The 16,521-nt window shown below is 62.3% G+C and carries 13 protein-coding genes and 2 pseudogenes; 9 read left to right on the forward strand and 6 right to left on the reverse strand.

The genetic code is table 11. The features are described from left to right. Nucleotides 1-90: 90 nt before the first annotated feature. On the forward strand, nt 91-981 hold the full coding sequence (locus C404_RS34385) for a DMT family transporter (protein ID WP_021193250.1): 891 nt from the start codon (nt 91-93) through the stop codon (nt 979-981). A 123-nt stretch (nt 982-1,104) separates the two neighbouring features. Beyond that, the gene (locus tag C404_RS34390; protein WP_031328830.1) at nt 1,105-2,157 is read left to right on the forward strand and encodes a LacI family DNA-binding transcriptional regulator; all 1,053 of its coding nucleotides are present in this window, start codon (nt 1,105-1,107) and stop codon (nt 2,155-2,157) included. A 6-nt stretch (nt 2,158-2,163) separates the two neighbouring features. Here the strand turns inward: C404_RS34390 and C404_RS34395 are convergent, their stop codons facing one another. The 5 genes from C404_RS34395 to C404_RS34415 form a co-directional block, all read right to left on the reverse strand. After that, a complete protein-coding gene (locus tag C404_RS34395; RefSeq protein ID WP_021193252.1) occupies nt 2,164-3,090 on the reverse strand; it encodes an NAD-dependent epimerase/dehydratase family protein in 927 nt (308 codons plus the stop codon). 311 nt (nt 3,091-3,401) lie between these two features. After that, nucleotides 3,402-4,601 carry a sugar ABC transporter permease gene (locus tag C404_RS34400; RefSeq protein WP_031328831.1) on the reverse strand — a complete coding sequence of 400 codons (1,200 nt, stop codon included), beginning with the start codon at nt 4,599-4,601 and terminating at the stop codon, nt 3,402-3,404. A 13-nt stretch (nt 4,602-4,614) separates the two neighbouring features. Next, entirely contained in the window at nt 4,615-6,162 is a 1,548-nt protein-coding gene (locus tag C404_RS34405; protein ID WP_021193254.1) for a xylose ABC transporter ATP-binding protein, read from the reverse strand. Between the two features lie 42 nt (nt 6,163-6,204). Beyond that, nucleotides 6,205-7,215 carry a D-xylose ABC transporter substrate-binding protein gene (gene xylF / locus C404_RS34410; protein ID WP_021193255.1) on the reverse strand — a complete coding sequence of 337 codons (1,011 nt, stop codon included), beginning with the start codon at nt 7,213-7,215 and terminating at the stop codon, nt 6,205-6,207. A gap of 31 nt (nt 7,216-7,246) precedes the next feature. Then, nucleotides 7,247-8,638, reverse strand: coding sequence for a carbohydrate porin (locus C404_RS34415; RefSeq protein ID WP_021193256.1), 1,392 nt, complete (start codon nt 8,636-8,638; stop codon nt 7,247-7,249). Between the two features lie 310 nt (nt 8,639-8,948). Between C404_RS34415 and C404_RS34420 the strand changes: the two are divergent. From C404_RS34420 to C404_RS34435, 5 genes and pseudogenes are all read left to right on the forward strand, one after another. Next, nucleotides 8,949-9,188 (forward strand): annotated as a pseudogene (locus C404_RS34420) (cyanase); the annotation flags it as partial. A gap of 280 nt (nt 9,189-9,468) precedes the next feature. Continuing rightward, complete coding sequence (locus C404_RS60555; RefSeq protein ID WP_192840356.1) at nt 9,469-9,807, forward strand: hypothetical protein; 339 nt, start codon at nt 9,469-9,471, stop codon at nt 9,805-9,807. Between the two features lie 47 nt (nt 9,808-9,854). Continuing rightward, nucleotides 9,855-10,172: a DUF6527 family protein gene (locus C404_RS60245; RefSeq protein ID WP_156667266.1), complete on the forward strand. Its 318-nt coding sequence runs from the start codon at nt 9,855-9,857 to the stop codon at nt 10,170-10,172. A gap of 101 nt (nt 10,173-10,273) precedes the next feature. Then, nucleotides 10,274-10,522: a hypothetical protein gene (locus C404_RS34430; RefSeq protein WP_021193259.1), complete on the forward strand. Its 249-nt coding sequence runs from the start codon at nt 10,274-10,276 to the stop codon at nt 10,520-10,522. Nucleotides 10,523-11,404: 882 nt separating this feature from the next. After that, a pseudogene (locus tag C404_RS34435) lies at nt 11,405-13,993 on the forward strand (autotransporter outer membrane beta-barrel domain-containing protein). 69 nt (nt 13,994-14,062) lie between these two features. On the opposite strand, the gene C404_RS34440 reads toward C404_RS34435, so the two are convergent. Continuing rightward, nucleotides 14,063-14,902 carry a FadR/GntR family transcriptional regulator gene (locus tag C404_RS34440; RefSeq protein ID WP_021193262.1) on the reverse strand — a complete coding sequence of 280 codons (840 nt, stop codon included), beginning with the start codon at nt 14,900-14,902 and terminating at the stop codon, nt 14,063-14,065. A gap of 193 nt (nt 14,903-15,095) precedes the next feature. Between C404_RS34440 and C404_RS60405 the strand changes: the two genes are divergently transcribed. Both C404_RS60405 and C404_RS34445 read left to right on the forward strand, forming a co-directional pair. Continuing rightward, complete coding sequence (locus C404_RS60405; protein WP_021193263.1) at nt 15,096-15,248, forward strand: hypothetical protein; 153 nt, start codon at nt 15,096-15,098, stop codon at nt 15,246-15,248. A gap of 16 nt (nt 15,249-15,264) precedes the next feature. Continuing rightward, the gene (locus C404_RS34445; RefSeq protein ID WP_031328834.1) at nt 15,265-16,464 is read left to right on the forward strand and encodes an ABC transporter substrate-binding protein; all 1,200 of its coding nucleotides are present in this window, start codon (nt 15,265-15,267) and stop codon (nt 16,462-16,464) included. The last annotated feature ends 57 nt before the right edge of the window (nt 16,465-16,521 follow it).

Consider the following 16,521-nt stretch of genomic DNA (forward strand, 5'->3'; position numbering starts at 1 on the left):
CTTTCGATGCGTTAAATTGTCTGGTTTGCATTATATGTTCCGAACCAGACATCACTACACTTCGGCCATCGTCTGATAACGGAGGCCATCGTGCCTGTGCTGTATCCCCTGCTGGCGGTGTTGATTTGGGCCGCCAACACCATCGTTTCAAAGGCCGCGGCCGGTGTGCTGGATCCGGCGGCCATCTCGCTCTACCGCTGGCTGCTGGCGGCGTGCGTGCTCACGCCGTTCTGCGTGCGGCCGCTGTGGCGCCAACGTGCTGACGTGGCGGCGCAACTGCCGCGCTTTGCCGTGCTCGCGCTGCTGGGCATGGTGATGTACCAGTGCCTGGCCTACTACGCCGCGCATAGCACGAGCGCCACCAACATGGGCGTGATCGGCGCGTTGATCCCGATGCTGGGGCTGATCCTCAACGTTGCGGTGTTTCGCCAGCCCGTGGGCATGCAGGCGGTGACGGGCGTCGTGGTGTCGCTGCTGGGCGTGCTGTATCTGCTTGGCCGCGGGCATCCGGCGACGTTTCTCGACGGCGGTGTCAACCGCGGCGACGTGCTGATCCTCATTGGTGCAACGTCATACGCGCTGTACAACATCCTGTACCGACGCTGGGCGCTGCCGTTCGGGCAATGGCTCAATCTGTACGTTCAGGTGCTGATTGCCGTCGTGTTGCTGGTGCCCGTGGCCTTCACCGCGCAGAGTCTGGCGGTTCCGCGCCAGGGCATCGGGCTCGTGGTGTTTGCGGGCATTGCTTCATCGATCGTCGCGTCGTATCTGTGGATGCTGGGCTTGAAGCGCATCGGCGCCGAGCGTACGGCGATCTTGATGAACCTGATGCCTGTCTTCACCGCAGCCATGGCGGCGGTGATGCTGGGCGAGACTGTGCACGGCTATCACTGGATCGGCGGCGGGCTTGTGCTACTGGGGGTGAGTCTGGCGCAGGGCATCGTCCGTCTGCCGATCGGGCAATCGCGCGCCCAGGCTTGAGCCTACGTTGATTTTCCCCCCGCGCCGCGCGAGGGTTGGCGGTAAAATCGAACGTACGACGGGCGCGCTTGCAGCGCCCGTCTCGTGTTCGAGAACCCCATTCGCCTGACCCCCCGCGAGACCATGAAACGGAGCGCCCGCACTGGCAACGTAAGCGTCACCGTCGATGATGTTGCCGCGCATGCGGGCGTGTCGATCAAGACCGTCTCGCGCGTGCTCAACCACGAGCCCAACATCAGCGAGAAGACGCGCGCCAAGGTGGTCGAGGCGATGCAGACGCTCGACTACCGGCCCAATCCCGCTGCCCGCCGCCTGGCCAGCAAGCGCGCCGACATCATCGCGCTGGTCTACGACAACCCCTCCGACAACTACATCGTCAACATTCAGCATGGCGCGCTCGAAGCCTGCCAGGCGCTCGACTACAGCCTGCTGCTCACGCCCTGCAACTACCGCGATCCGAACCTTGCCGAGCAGATCATCCAGAGCGTGCGCCAGCGCGCGCTGGCCGGGCTGATCCTGACGCCGCCGGTGTCGGATGTGGTGTCGTTGGTGCATGCACTGGACGAGGCCGGCGTTGACTACGTGCGGCTGGCGCCTGCGGATCGGCAACACAAAGGCTTGTCGGTCAACACCGAAGACCGTGCCGCCGCGCGCGATATGACATTGCACCTGATTGGGTTGGGCCATCGCCGCATCGGCTTTGTGGTGTGCGATCCAGACCACGGTGCCGCATACCAGCGTGTATTCGGCTACCGCGATGCGATGGCGCAGGCGGGTATCGCAGTTGATGAGCGCCTAGTGGAGCAGGGTGAGCACTCGTTTGAATCCGGCGTGGCCTGTGCAGAGCGGCTGCTGTCATGCGAGCCGCGTCCGACCGCCATCTTTGCCGGCAATGATGATATGGCCGCCGGTGTACTGCGCGTGGCGCAGGCGCGCAGCATCAAGGTGCCAGAAGAACTCTCCATCTGCGGCTACGACGATACACCGCTGTCGCGCCAGCTCTGGCCGGCGCTGACTACCGTGCGCCAGCCGATTCAGGCAATGGCGCATGCGGCAGTGGAGCAACTGGTCGCGATTCACCGCCCGCACTTGCCGGGGCTCAAGCTGCATTCGGTGCACGAGAACCTGCAGTACGAACTCGTGATCCGGGAATCGACTTGCCCGCCGGCGCGGTGATGTTGGTTACGCCGGCTGCTTTAGCAACGCGTATAGATCATCCTGCGGGTCATAGCCGAGCAACCGGCGGCCGGTCTCCAGACCCCAATCCATCCCTTTGTTGTTCGACACGCCATTCACGACAATGGCCGGTGCCGGCCAGCGTGCGGGGTCGGCCGTGACGGAGCTCAGGAACAGCCGGCGCAGATCGCCGTTCGACAGCCACATGTTGCGGAACCAGCGCAGTGCGATGCGGCTGGCCTCGTCCGGCAACTCGCCCGGGGCGGGCGTGTCGGCGACGCCGGAGTAGTTGATGTCGTTCGGGTCGTTTTCATCTGGCAGCGCCCAGCCGATGCGCAGCGACACGATCGACAGCTTGCCGCCTGTTGCTGCTGACACAGCACCCACCGCTTTGCACAGCCGCTCGCCCATCGCCTTGGAGGTACCGTAGGCGAGCGAGTAAACGTCTTCGATGCCGTTGTTCCAGCGCGTGCCGGGTGCCGGGGCCAGCTCGGCAGTGAGTTGGCCGGGGCCGATGGTGCCAGCCAGCGGTTGGTCCTTGTACGCGCCCATTGCATGGTTGGATGAGGCGAACACGAAGCGCCGCACGCCGCGCGTGGCGGCCGCCTCCAGCACGTTGAGCGTTATGCCGTACGAGGCCAGCGCCTGCTCCCACGTCGCATCGGGCGTGGAGTGGATGGCAGCCAGGTGGATGACGGCATCGACGTTGTTCAGCAGGTCGGTCCACGCGCCGTCGGCTTGCGTGAGATCCGCCTGGACCCATTGAAAGCGTTGAGCCGCCTGTGGCGAGAACTCGACGTTCTGGGCGACCCAGTCGACGCCGATGATGGACGTGCACCACGGGGCGGAGGCCAGCGCTTCAACGACTTTGCGGCCGAGGTTGCCGGCTACGCCGGTGACCAGTACGCGAGCGGGAGTTGGGTAGTTAGCCACGGTGTTGGATTTTGTGTTTGAGATGTGAGGTCGGGGTTTGGTGTTGGTGGTCCATCCCCGGTATCGTCCCCTGCCGGGGCCGACTCACTTTTCTTTGTCTTGCCAAAGAAAAGTAAGCAAAAGAAAGGCGCGCCCGAGATGGCGAAAGACTCCTTGAATTTCTGTCGCAGGGAGGGAAGGGAGGCAAACTCGCTGCGCTCAGACAGCCTCCCTTCTCTTTCCTCCCTGCAACACAAATTCAAGGCGCCATCTAGGGCAGGAACGGCCCAACCGTCTGGGGGTGTGTGTTGGCGCTCGGCTCGGCCTTGTTGTCAGCCACGGTTGGAGCCGGATAGCACGTCAATCCACACCGCCAGCACCAGCACCACGCCCTTGACGATCATCTGCCACGAAGCGTCGACGTTCATCTGCTGCATGCCGTTGTCGAGGCTGGCCATGACGAGTGCGCCGATCAGCGCGCCGTATACCGTGCCCGAGCCGCCGCGCATCGACGTGCCGCCGATGAAGCAGGCGGAGATGGCATCCAGCTCGCCGCCCACACCGGCCGAAGGTGAACCCGCCGCCGAGCGCGCCGTGGTGATGATGCCGGCGAAGGCACACATCAGGCCCATCAGCACGAACACCAGCAGCTTGACGCGGCTCACGTTCACGCCGGACAGGCGAGTCGCTTCCATGTTGCCGCCCACTGCGTAGACGTGGCGGCCGAACACGGTTTGCGTGGCCACGTACGAAAACACCGCCAGCAGGATCAACAGGATCAGCACCGGCAGCGGCACGCCGTTGGCCTGGTTGAGCACGGCGACAAAACCGAACGAGGCCGCCGCGATGGCCAGCAGCTTGAGGCCGTCAGCCCACAGCGGTGTGAGCGCCAGTTGCAGGCGGGCACGCTCGCTGCGGTGGCGCACCGTCAGCACGACGGACATGGCGACGATGACGGCCGCCAGCGACCACGCCAGCCACGCCGGCACGAAGCTCTGCGCGATGTTGACGAGGTCATCCGGCACCGGCGCAATGGTCACGCTGTCGGTGCTCCACTGCAGCACGCCGCGGAAGGCCAGCATGCCGCCCAGCCCGACGATGAACGAGGGCACGCGCAGCTTGGTGGTGATGAAGCCGTTGAACCCGCCGATGACGGCGCCCGCCACAAGCACGGTGCCCACGGCCAGCCACGTGTTCCACCCGAGATTGACGGTGAGGATGGCGACCAGCCCACCCAACAAGCCGAGCAGTGAGCCGACTGACAGGTCGATCTCTCCGGCGATGATGACGAACACCATGCCGCAGGCCAGCATGCCCGTCACCGACATCTGCAGGAACAGGTTGGAGATGCTGTTGGGCTTGAGGAACGTGCCGTTGGTCTGGAAGTAGAAGAAGATCCAGATGAGCGCCACGGCCAGCAGTAGCGCCAGCACTTTGTAGCGCACGAACAGTTGCTGGATGGCGCGGCTGTCCATACGCGGACCACCGCCGCCACCTTGGCGGGCGAGTTGGGATTGCAGGATGTTCGACATGGCGAAGCTCTGTTCAGGCAGCTTGGGGCTGCGGTTCAGCATTGATGGCGGCGGCCAGGATGCGCTCCTGGGTCAGGCCTTGGTTGACGAAGTCGCCGCGTAGTTGGCCCTCGCCCATGACCAGGACACGATCGCTCATGCCCAGGATCTCTGGCATCTCGGAAGAGACCATGATGATCGCCACGCCGCTGGCGGCCAGGTCGGCAATCATCTTGTAGATGTCGTACTTGGAGCCGACGTCCACACCGCGCGTGGGCTCGTCGAGGATCAGTACCTTCGGCATCGCCAGCACCATCTTCGTGACGACAGCCTTTTGCTGGTTGCCGCCCGACAGGCTGGCGATCGACAGTGCAGGGCTGGCGGTCTTGATGCGCAGGCGCTTGATTTCGCGGTCGACCGTGGTGAGTTCAGCGCCTTTGTCCACGCGCACGCCGCGTGCGTACTGCGCCAGTGTGGCTAGGGTGATGTTCTCGCCCACGCCCATCAGCGGCACGATGCCGTGGCGCTTGCGATCTTCAGGGACGAGGCAGATGCCGTTGGCGATGGCCTCGGCAGGTGAGCTCACCTTGACGGGCTTGCCTTCCATGATGATCTCGGCGGACGAGCGGCCAGGGTAGGCACCGAAGAGGGCCGACACCATCTCCGTACGCCCCGCACCCACCAGCCCGGCAATACCGAGGATCTCGCCTCGGCGCACGGCAAAGCTCACGTTGTCGGCGCGCTTGCGGTTCGGGTTGCTGACGTCCCAGCAGGTGACGTTGCGGGCTTCCAGCACGACGTCGCCCACGGTGTGTTCCACCTTGGGGAAGAGCGAGGTCATCTCGCGGCCGACCATCATCGTGATGATGTTGTCGATGGTCATGTCGGCGGCGGGGCGTGTGCCGATGTGCTTGCCGTCGCGGATGACGGTGATGGTGTCGCACACGCGCTTCACTTCATCGAGCTTGTGCGAGATATAGACGCACGCGACGCCGCTGCGCTTGAGGTCTTCAATGATGTGAAGCAGCACCTCGATTTCCTTGGCGGACAGCGACGACGTCGGTTCGTCCAGGATCAAGAGGCGTGCGTTCTTGGCGAGCGCCTTGGCAATCTCGAAAAGCTGCTGGTGGCCGCTGCCGTAGTTGCTGACGGGCGCGGCCACGTTCACGTCGGTCAGGCGCAGGCGGGCGAGAAGCTGTTCGGCCTTGGCGTGCATGGCGTCGTAGTCCATGCGGCCCCCCGGTTTGGTGATCTCGTTGCCGAGGAAGATGTTCTCCGTGACGGAGAGCTGCTGCACCAGCATCAGTTCCTGATGGATGATGACGATGCCTGCACGCTCGCTGTCGCGCACGGTATGCGCGCGCAGCGGTGTGCCGTCCCATTCGATCTCGCCCTCGAAGGTGCCGTGGGGGTAGACCCCTGACAGCACCTTCATGAGGGTGGATTTTCCGGCGCCGTTCTCCCCGCACAAACCGACGCATTCGCCTGGCTTGACTGCCAGGCTCACGCCGTCGAGCGCGCGCACGCCGGAGAACGACTTCACGATGTTGCGCATCTCGAACAGGGTGCCGTTACTGCTCATGGCGTCCTCCTACTGACTACGACTGACGACTGCATCAACGGCTTACTTGCCGAAAATCTGCTGGTGCGTATAGAAGCCGTCCTTGACGACGGTGCTGTCCAGGTTGTCCTTGGTCAGCAGGGTCGGCGTCAGCAGCACGGTGTCGACATCCTTCTTGCCGTTGTTCAGCTTGGTGTTGAACTTGGGCGCGGTGCCCTTGACCAGATCGACGGCCATTTCAGCGGCGGTGGCGGCAATCTCCTTGATCGGCTTGTACACCGTCATGGCTTGCGTGCCTTCGGCCACGCGGCGCACGGCAGCCAAGTCGGCATCCTGACCCGACACCGGCACTTTGCCCGCCAGTTTCTGGCGTGCCAGTGCCTGGATGGCGCCGCCGGCCGTACCGTCGTTGGACGCGACAATGCCCTGGATGCTGTTGTTGTTGGCCGTCAGCGCGTTCTCGACAATGTTCTGCGCCTTGGAAGGGTCCCACTCCGGCGTCCATTGCTCGCCGACAATCTTGATGTCGCCTTTGTCGACCAGCGGCTTGAGCACCTTCATCTGGCCCTCGCGCAGCAGGCGCGCGTTGTTGTCGGTGGCGGCGCCGCCCAGCAGGAAGTAGTTGCCCTTCGGGGCCAGCTTGACCACGCCCTGTGCTTGCAGCTCGCCCACCTTTACGTTGTCGAAGGTGACATAGCCGTCCACATCCGCGTTGAGGATCAGGCGGTCATACGAAACGACCTTGATGCCCTTCTTCTTGGCGCTGGAAATCGCGTTGCCCAGCACCTTGGAGTTGAACGGCACGATCACGAGCACATCGACGTTCTGCGCAACCAGGTTTTCGATCTGGGCGATCTGCTTGGCTTCGTTGGCGTTGGCCGATTGCACGTTGACGGTGGCACCCAGCTTCTTGGCAGCGTCGACAAAGTAATCGCGGTCATGCGTCCAGCGCTCGACACGCAGGTCGTCGATCGAGAAGCCGATGACCGGTGCTTCCTTGCTGGCATGGGCCGACGTTGCGGCAAAGCTCAGGACTGCCGCAGCGGCAATGGTGTTCAGTACACGGGAAATCATGAGAGGTCTCCTGTTGTGCATAAGGGTGTTCTTAGAACGTGATGCCCGTTTTCAGGCCGATCACGAACGCGTTCTTGTTCTGCGTGGTACCGCCCGGATGCAGGATGTACTGCAGATTAGGCCGGAAGTACACAGAGGGCACAGGCGAGTAGCTGTAGTACAGCTCGCTCACGTATTCGTAGCCGTCACCCACCGCAGTATTTGAACCGGTACGGGCGTTGACTTGGCGCACGTAGTCCGCATATCGGCCATTGTTGTGCGTTGCGCCGACAGCAAAGCCGATGGTGTCGGCTAGGCGATCAAACGGCCCCTTGTACTGCACGCCCACCGAGAGTTGGTGATCGGTCTGCGCGGTGTTGCGGTCTGCCTGCGAGAAGTTCAGGAACACCGTGGCACCGCGTCCGCCGGCCGTGCCGGTGATCTGTTGCTGCAGGTTCAGGTAGGCGCCATATTGGCCGCTGTGCTGCTTGGCGTCCAGGCCGGTGATGCCGCGCGGGTTGCCGTTGACGTCTTCGTACAGGTCGCGGCCATTGGACGTGTTGTACCAGACGCCTGCCTTGTACGAACCCGGCCGACCGTCGATGTTGGGCAGCCAGCCGAACTCCAGCGGGATCAGCGCGCCGGTGGTGCCACCCGGGTTGTTCAGCTTCCAGCCGTTGCGGCGGGCCCAGCCGTCATCCACGTAGTTCGGGTTGACCTGGTACACGCCGATCTGCGCGTAGGTTTCGGCCGAGGTGTGCACCTTGGCGCGGGCACCCCACTGGCTGGTCGGCCAGTTCACCCAGTAGCTGCCCACCAAGTTGCCCGGTTGCGAGCCACAGAACGTCAGGTTCTGGAAGTCGCACGAGAACGAGAAGAAGTCTTCGCCCACCGTTACGCGGCCGGCCTTGATTTCCAGGCGGTCGTTGAGCAGCTTCTGGTTCAGCCAGAACTGCGTTAGGTGCCAGGTCTGGCCGCGGCCATAGACCTCCTGGATCAGCATGTTGTTGCCGATGTTCGCATCCGAACCGAGGTTGCGGCCGTTGCGGTCGGTGATGGTGGCCTGGAAGGTGGCGCCTTGCCAGCCCGTGAGCTTTTGCATGTCCAGCGTGGTGCCCATCACCCACTGGTCCGTATAGCGCGTGAGGTGCTCGGTGCCGCCGCTGAAGTTGTGCGCGAGTTCGCTGCCGTAGCCGAGGTTGAACGTCACACCCTGATCGGCCAGGCGGGTACGCAGGCCGCCCCAGTCGCCCAGCAAGTAAGGGCTGGTGGTCATGTCGTACGCGTGGGCGCTGACTGCGCCGAGCGCCAATACGGCGGCAGCGATGACCGATGCGCCCAGGCGCTTGCTACGGGATTGATGATGTGCGGCCTGATCTGCAACCGATCGACGCGCGGGCTTCAAGGGCCGCGGCGAGGCATCGAAGCGGGGTTCGAGCTCCATGGACTGTCTCCTGATATTTGGTCCCGTCTGCCTTGCATGACAGCGGTGTCAGCGTTCTGTTCTCAATGGTGTGGCGGGCTGACGGACGCAAGAATGGCCACAATTGACAGCGCTGTCAATCTCGGGGTTTGCCCTAGTCCGAGGCCGATCTGCAGCGTGTTGAGGAGGCGATAGGGTGGATGTTGCGATGCGGAAATCGCAGCCGAACAGGCAAGTGCCGCCATGGGCGCGGCGCTTTGTGCATGGCATCGACCTTGCTCATGCTGCGCGTCGCTTTCTTTTTCTTTTCTTTCGACCCAAGGAGCCGCACATGCAACGCGAAGACGTGACCGACCTGATCGTTCTGCAGAAGATCAAGAAGCAACTGACGTGGGCGCAACTGGCCGAGGTGATCGGCCAGATGACACTGACCGAAGCGCAGGCGAATGCCGTGGGTGTGGCGTTGGATTTGCCGGAAGAGGCGATCGCGCTATTGCAGGTAACGCCCTACAAAGGCTCGCTACCCGCTGCCGTGCCGACCGACCCGCTGATCTACCGGTTCTACGAACTCCAACCGTGAATTGCAGCTATGGAAACACAACCCTCCACGGCTTAGCCATGGACATCAATGCGTATGCTTCTTGAGAGCGGTCGGAGCAATCTATGCCTGCCGTCTCGTATGAGAAAGGCGATAGATTAGTCAGCAGGTGACCAATCCGATGCGATGTAGGGTGTAGGACAGAAACGAGGGATGCTCGGGCCGGCCGCCTAAGATTGACGCAACCAACGTTGCGACGCTCGCAGGGATGTCTTTTGTCTTCCTTTGCATGGAAAGTGGGCCGGAGAAACGAGTGATCATTGACCAACTCGAACGGTCAGGCGTGCCGTTCATGGACGTTGGCATGGGACTTTTCAACAAGAGTGGAAGCATCGGTGGTCTCTTGCGCACGGTCCTCAGTCTCTCTAGTAACCGGGAACAAGCGCGGGGGCGTATCTCGTTTGCCGTTGACAACGCCGAAAACGAATACGACAGAAACATCCAGATTGCGGAACTGAACGCATTGAACGCATGCTTTGCCGTCATTGCCTGGAAGAAACACCGGCGCTTCTACTTCGATCTTGGAAAAGAGCGCTTCACGTCGTACTCGGTGACTTCCAGCCTGCATGTGAAAAGCGATATTGCAGAATGAGGCAAATATCCATTCGCCCGGTGTTTTGCGACCGGATTCCGAAAACGATGGATGAAGGCGTCCTGTACATCTCGGAGAAGTTTTCGACCGCCGCACATATCTGCTGCTGTGGCTGCGGCATGAAAATCGTCACGCCGCTGAAACCAGGGCGGTGGAAATTGCGGAAGCAAAACGGTGTCGTCAGCCTTCATCTGTCGGTCGGGAATTGGAGTTCCGGATGCCAATCCCACTATTGGATTGAAGGAAACCCGAACAGGGTGACACACGATTCCGCGATGCATACGTTCGTAGATGCTTTTTTAAGTATTCGACCTTCAACGGTCGGCGTCGAAGGTCTTCCAAGTCCGCTGCACCAGGCGCTCTAAAGGCATTGTGAGTCAGGAACGCATCCGCGTCGAAGAGGTGAATCTGTTTGACCGGCGTCTTGGCGACCAAGTCGAGCACGTAGGAATCTAACGAGACGCTTGTGAACCTTTACGTGATCTATTTGCGAAGTGATCGAATCCTCCTGTCGCGCCGACGCTATGAGTCGTGGCAGCAAATTCAGGAGGAGGTCGCCGATTACATGGCTTCTTTAGGACCCTGGTCACCGGAACAGACTATCGAATATCTGGACGACGAGCATCCAGGGCTCGATCCACACGCCGATGAGCAAGTCCATGCGTTTCTCTCGTCAGCCGAACCGGTCACTTATCTCCAATTCAAGCACGAGTAGCTCGGCTTGTCGTACGTCCGAACGTTTTCACACAGCCTCGACCCTCAGCGGATACTGGGCGAGTTGCATACGGCCAGAACGCAGACTTTATGCCCAACCAGGGGCTGTCCCCGTATTCGGCTAGTGACTGTTGACGGTCTTTTTGGTAACACTGAATGGCCACTGTTGGCCGACACGGCCGATCGCTGCGATCCACGACCTGACAGTCCACCGAGGGGCCAGGACCACCGTCGATAGCCCCCGAGATCACGGAGAGGACAATGAGTCTGAGCCGTGACGGTTTCCTATCCACGCACATCAACGTTCTCGCGAATGCGATGTTACGGGACTACTGTCCCAGCCACGTGGCGCTTGGCCGTAGCGTGGTGTTGCACTGCGATAGCGCGGGGATGTTATCGACATTTCCACATCGCGCGGAACTTCCAAAAAACTGAGACGCACGGTCAACACCGCCTCCGAAAAAGTCGACATCATCACGCCCGGCACACATGTGTCAGCAGTCCGGGGGGAGGTAGTAGCGCCCAGGGGCTGTCGGTAAGGCGCTCGCTTGCGGCATTCGGTGTCGCACCAAAAAAAGAGTTGACCGACAGGTTCTGCGTGATCGACACACGTGGTTTTCAGAACCGCGTGGAAGGTGACAGCGCCATTTGCCAGATAAGTGCCGGATTGCCAACGGGGGAAGTCGTTCGACGCAAGCAAACCGCACCGTGTTGAGGCTCAGGGGAAACCGACAGGTGAGCCCCGAGCCTCAACACGTGTGCCGGGGCGCAGCTCGGATCGGCCGTTCATCTGCCTATCGACGGTAAAAATACAATGGCTCAACGCAATCAGTTTCCTAAAAAGAGCACCTTGACGCTGGCAATCGCGGCCGCGCTCTCCAGCATGGTCTCGCCCATCGCTGCGGCCGATACGACTGTCAGTACCGCGCTCACCACCCAGCAGACCTGGAGCACGGGCAACTACACGGTGGCCAACACCGGCAGCATCATTACCAGCGGCAACACAGCGTTGATCAGCTCTGCTCCTGGCGGCACGCTGACCAACAGCGGCACCATCAGTGGCGGCACAGCCTCCGGCATTCAGAACACCGGCACGATCGACGCACTGAACAACAGCGGCACCATCCGTGTTGCTGGCACTAGTAACCGTGGCATTGACAACTTCCTCGGCACGATCGGCTCGCTGACCAACAGCGGCACCATCAGTGGTGGCAGCCGCGGCGTCTACAACAACGGCGGCACGATCGGTGCACTGACCAACAGCGGTACCATCAGTGTTGGCAGCGGTGGCAACGGCATTCAAAACAACGGCAAGGGCAGCACGATCGGCACGCTGACCAACAGCGGCACTATCAGTGGCGGCAGCGTCGGCGTCCAGAACTACGGCACGATCGGCACGCTGACCAACAGCGGCACCATCAGCGGCGGCTACGCCGGCGTCGTCAACAACAGGGGCGGCACGATCAGTGCACTGACCAACGGCGGCGCCATCAGTGGTCTCCAGGTCGGCATTTCCAACAGCGGCACCAACGCCACGATTGGCACGCTGACCAACACCGGCACCATCAGCGGTCAAGCCCATGCGCTCTTCAACGGCGCAGCGGGCACGCTTGGTACGATCACCAACGCTGGCGTGATTGCCGGCAACATAGAGAACCAGTCAACTCGCGACTTGAACATCAACGGCGGGTCGGGCACGACATTCGGCACCCTGACCGGCTTTGGCGGAACGATCGGCACGATCACCAGCTCTGGCACGAACGTTGTATTCGGCTCGGGCAACCTGGTGTTGAACGACAACATTGGTGCCGCGCCCACCAACATACTCAGCGTTGGCCCAGCCGTGGCCGCTCCCACCGGTCAGGTGGCCGTGAGCAACACGGGCGCAGTCCTGCAGGTCAACAACGCAATCAACATCTTCGGCACCTACAACCAGAGTGCGGCCGGTACGCTGCAGATTGGCGTGAACACCGGTGCGGTCGCCAACGGCGCCCTGACAGGCGACAGCGGCTACGGCCGGCTGGTGGTGTCGGGCGCTGTGAATATTGCTTCGGGCTCGGCTGTTTCGTTTGCACAGGTCAACCCGTATCCGTTTGCGGCCGGCCAGCGTTATGTGATCGTCGATGCGTCCAGCACCGGCACGAACTACAACGAAGGCACGCTCCGGTATTCGATCCGCGGCTACAACAGCGTGCTGACGGGTGCGAACGTCACGGCCAATGGTCGTAGCGATCTGGTGGTGACCGTGGTCAGCGCAGCTCTGATCCCGACCACGAGCCCTTCGCCGGCACCTGCCCCGGCACCGGCTCCCGCGCCTGCCCCGGCTCCCACCCCGCCGGCGACCGTACCGAACGCCCAAGCGGCGCTCACCGGTCTGTCGCAGTACACCGGCATCAGCGATCCGGGCCTGCTGAACCTGTACAACGCCTCGATGGCGCTGAACCTGGGCAGTAGCGACGCGGCCAACCGCGCCGGCAAGCAACTGAACCCGGTGTCGCAGGGCTCGACCGCCCAGGCTGCACTGGCACCGACGCTGGATGTGCTCAACATCATCTCCACGCATGCGGACAGCGTGCGCCTTGCCCAGGCCGGCGGCCTGAGCGGTGTCTCGACCGGTGAAGCCGGTCCGGCATGGGGCGTGTGGGGTCAGGCATTCGGCGGCCACGCACACCAGGGTCAACGTGATCAGGTGGATGGCTACAGCGCCAACTTCGGCGGCCTGCTGTTTGGCGTCGATCACGCGGTCAGCGATGCCTGGCGTGCGGGCGGTGTGTTCAGCTACAGCAACGCCAAGATCAGCAACACGGGCGACACCGACGGCAACTCGACGCGTGTGAACTCGTTCGGCCTGATGGGCTACGCCAGCTACACGGGCAGCCCGTGGTACGCAAACCTGTCGGCGGGTGCCGTGCAGCAGCACTACGACACGACCCGCGCTGTCAACTTTGCCGGCTTCTCGGGCAATGCCGACGGTAGCTTCAGCGGCACGCAGTATGTGGCCCGCGCGGAAGCCGGCTATCCGTTTGCGACCGCCGTTGCCACGGTCACGCCGCTGGCCAGCCTGACGTATGGCTACCTGCGCCAGAACGGCTATACCGAGTCGGGCGGCAATGGTGCAGCGCTGTCGGTGGGTGCGTAGCACACGACGTCGGTCACCAGCGACATCGGCGTGAAGTTCTCGCGTGAACTGGCAACCTCGTACGGCACGCTCGTGCCGGAACTGCAGGTGGCATGGCGTCATGAGTACAACAACACGCGTACGCAGACGCAAGCCAGCTTCGCGGCAGACCCGACGGGCCAGACCAGCTTCACGTCGCTGGGTGCGAGCCCGGTGAACGACTCGGCGGTGCTCTCCGCCGGCGTCAAGCTGCTGCGGGCAAACAACCTGAGCATCAGCGCGCGTTACTCGCTGCAAGTGGGTAGTGGGTATGTATCGCATGCCGGCAGCCTGCAACTGCGCCAGCTGTTCTAACGTCTTGAAGTGATGTGCCAATGGCGCGCCTCCCGAAAGGGGGAGCGCGCTTATTGCTTTATGGGACGCTCACGCGTCTTCGCTATCGTCGTCGTGCTCGTCGATCAGCGGACGGCCGCGGCGCGGCATCTCCGAATCGAGTACCAGGCGGCCATGCACGCGCCCGTTCATGCGCGTGACGTGGTGCGTGCAGTCTTCCATGTGCGAGGCCATGAGTTCACGCACGCGTTCGGCATCGCGTGCACGTGCGGCCTCGTAAATCTGCCGATGGAACTTGACGGTGGACGCCCCGAACTTGGCGTGATCCTTGGGTGAGGTCTCGTTGCCGAACACCACCAACTGCCGCAGCATTTCGTTGATCAGCTCGCAGCAGAACCGCAGCATCGGGTTGGGGTTGGCGGCGGCCAGGATGTCGTGAAAGCTCAGGTCTTCCTGGCGTTGGTCCAGCGGTGCAACGGCCTTGGCGGACGCCGGGTCGCACAGGTCGATGGTGTGTTCGAGCGCATGGAAGTCGTCTTCGGTCAGGTGCGGCACGGCACCGGCGGCCAGTTCGGGCTCCAGCAGGCGGCGCACGGTGTAGACATCCGCAATGCCGATGTCTTTGAAGAACAGGTAGTTCTGCATGAGCTGGAACGTGCGGTCGAGCGGCACCTCGACGATGGTGCCGCCGCCGGCAGGCCCCGTGCTCACGCTCACCAGCCCTTGCACTTCCAATGACTTGAGTGCTTCGCGGATAGTGCCTTTGCTCACACCAAAGGTTTCCTGCAGCTTGATTTCCTGCGGGAGCTTGTCGCCGGGCTTGAGGTTGCGCTGCGTGATCAGCCGCTTGAGTTCTTCGGCAACGAGGTCGGCGCGCTTCTGCTTGCGGATGCCGATCGACGCCGTCTTGCCTGCTCCGAGTGTGGCCATGGATGTCCGTTCCTGAGTTGCGCGCATTCTAACTGCGGGGTCGTGCCGCACGGCCTGACCGACGTGGTGCATGCATGCCCTTCGAGCGTGCGCACGCACCGCATTTCCGCATCCTCGCCCGGCACTTGCGCCGGACACACCTTGGCGTAAACACCGACCTCTGCGCCGTTGACGCGGCGCGGATGCGGCTTCTATGATGATTTCGCCTATTTATCATAACAAATATAAAGAACTGGTCTGGTTCTTGCTCGACACGATGGTCGGCGAAAACCTCGCCGGTAAAGGCCAGGAGGAGGCGCCGATATTCGATATGGGTGGCTCCAAGCGCTGTTCTGTACCCACGTGAACCCAAGGAGTGCGCTTTGAATCGTCGAGACTTGCTCAAACTGGCGGCGCTGTCCGCTGTGCCCGCGTCGGTGCTGCAGGCCCGTTCTGCGTTTGCTGCCGATGCCATTGAGTTGGGCTGCCCGGTGCCGATGTCCGGGGCGTTTGCCGCCAACGGCAAATTTGCTGACCTGGGCATGAAGCTGGCCGTGGAGCAGTACGGCAAGGTGCTCGGACGGCCGCTTGCGTACAGCGTGCTCGACACCGAGGGCAAGCCGGCCACGGCTGTACGCAAGGTTCAGGAACTCGCGCAGCAGAAGAACGCGCGCTACTTTGCGGGCGGCATCTTGTCTTCTGAATCGCTGGCGATGGGCAAGGAGGCGGAGAAGCTTGGCGGCGTGTTCATCACCACCGCCGGGGCCGATGAAATTACCGGCAAGGACTGCAACCGCGCGACGTTCCGCTGGTCGGTGCCGACCTACGGCGCAATCGAGCGCACCGTGCGCCCGCTGATCGAATCGATGCCCAAGGCCAAGCGCTGGTACACCATCACGCCGCAGTACGTGTTTGGCGACGGGTTGCTCTCCGCAGCCAAGAACATCTTCAAGGAAAAGGGCATTGAGCACGTCGGCAACAGCTACCACGCGCTCACCGAGAAGGAGTTCAGCGGCTACCTGACCAACGCGATGGCCGCCAAGCCCGACGTGCTGCTGATTTTGAACTTCGGCTCGCAATCGTCCGACACGCTGCGTCAGGCCGTGAGCTTTGGCATGAAGAAGAACGTGACGATCCTGGTGGCGTGGGCGTCGGGGCTGGAGCAGTTCGAATCGCTCGGCGCGGACCTGTGCGATGGCGTGTACTTCGGCGCGCAGTACTGGCACGACGTGGATACGCCCGCCAACCATGATCTGGTGAAGCGCACGCAGGCCGCGTTCAAGGCCAATCCGAACTACAGCCTGGCGGGCTCGTACACGTGCACCAAGATCCTGCTCGACGCGATGGCCAAGGCGGGTAGCGCCGACCCGAAGGCCGTGATCGCCGCGCTGCAGGGCATGAAGTACGACGGCCTGACCGGCCCCGAAGAGATTCGCGCGGCCGACCATCAGGTGCTCAAGAACTACTACCTGCTCAAGGGCAAGCCCAAGAGCCGCATGAAGGACAAGGACGATTTTGCTGATGTCGTCGCCGTCGGCAAGGCGTTCCTGCCGGTCGAACAGACGCAGTGCAAGCTGGCTTGATCTGCCGACCGCCCGCGCTTGATGTGAGTTGCGGGCTTCTGTCTTCCTGAATGCGAT

The organism is Ralstonia sp. AU12-08 (assembly GCF_000442475.1).
Taxonomy (GTDB): Bacteria; Pseudomonadota; Gammaproteobacteria; order Burkholderiales; family Burkholderiaceae; genus Ralstonia; species Ralstonia insidiosa.

Bases quoted from the DNA above. Each gene is read 5' to 3' on its own strand.
- C404_RS34390 (WP_031328830.1), top strand. From the start codon at position 1,105: ATGAAACGGAGCGCCCGCACTGGCAACGTAAGCGTCACCGTCGATGAT.
- C404_RS34400 (WP_031328831.1), bottom strand. From the start codon at position 4,601: ATGTCGAACATCCTGCAATCCCAACTCGCCCGCCAAGGTGGCGGCGGT.
- C404_RS34405 (WP_021193254.1), bottom strand. From the start codon at position 6,162: ATGAGCAGTAACGGCACCCTGTTCGAGATGCGCAACATCGTGAAGTCG.
- xylF (WP_021193255.1), bottom strand. From the start codon at position 7,215: ATGATTTCCCGTGTACTGAACACCATTGCCGCTGCGGCAGTCCTGAGC.
- C404_RS34415 (WP_021193256.1), bottom strand. From the start codon at position 8,638: ATGGAGCTCGAACCCCGCTTCGATGCCTCGCCGCGGCCCTTGAAGCCC.
- C404_RS60245 (WP_156667266.1), top strand. From the start codon at position 9,855: ATGGATGAAGGCGTCCTGTACATCTCGGAGAAGTTTTCGACCGCCGCA.
- C404_RS34440 (WP_021193262.1), bottom strand. From the start codon at position 14,902: ATGGCCACACTCGGAGCAGGCAAGACGGCGTCGATCGGCATCCGCAAG.
- C404_RS60405 (WP_021193263.1), top strand. From the start codon at position 15,096: ATGATGATTTCGCCTATTTATCATAACAAATATAAAGAACTGGTCTGG.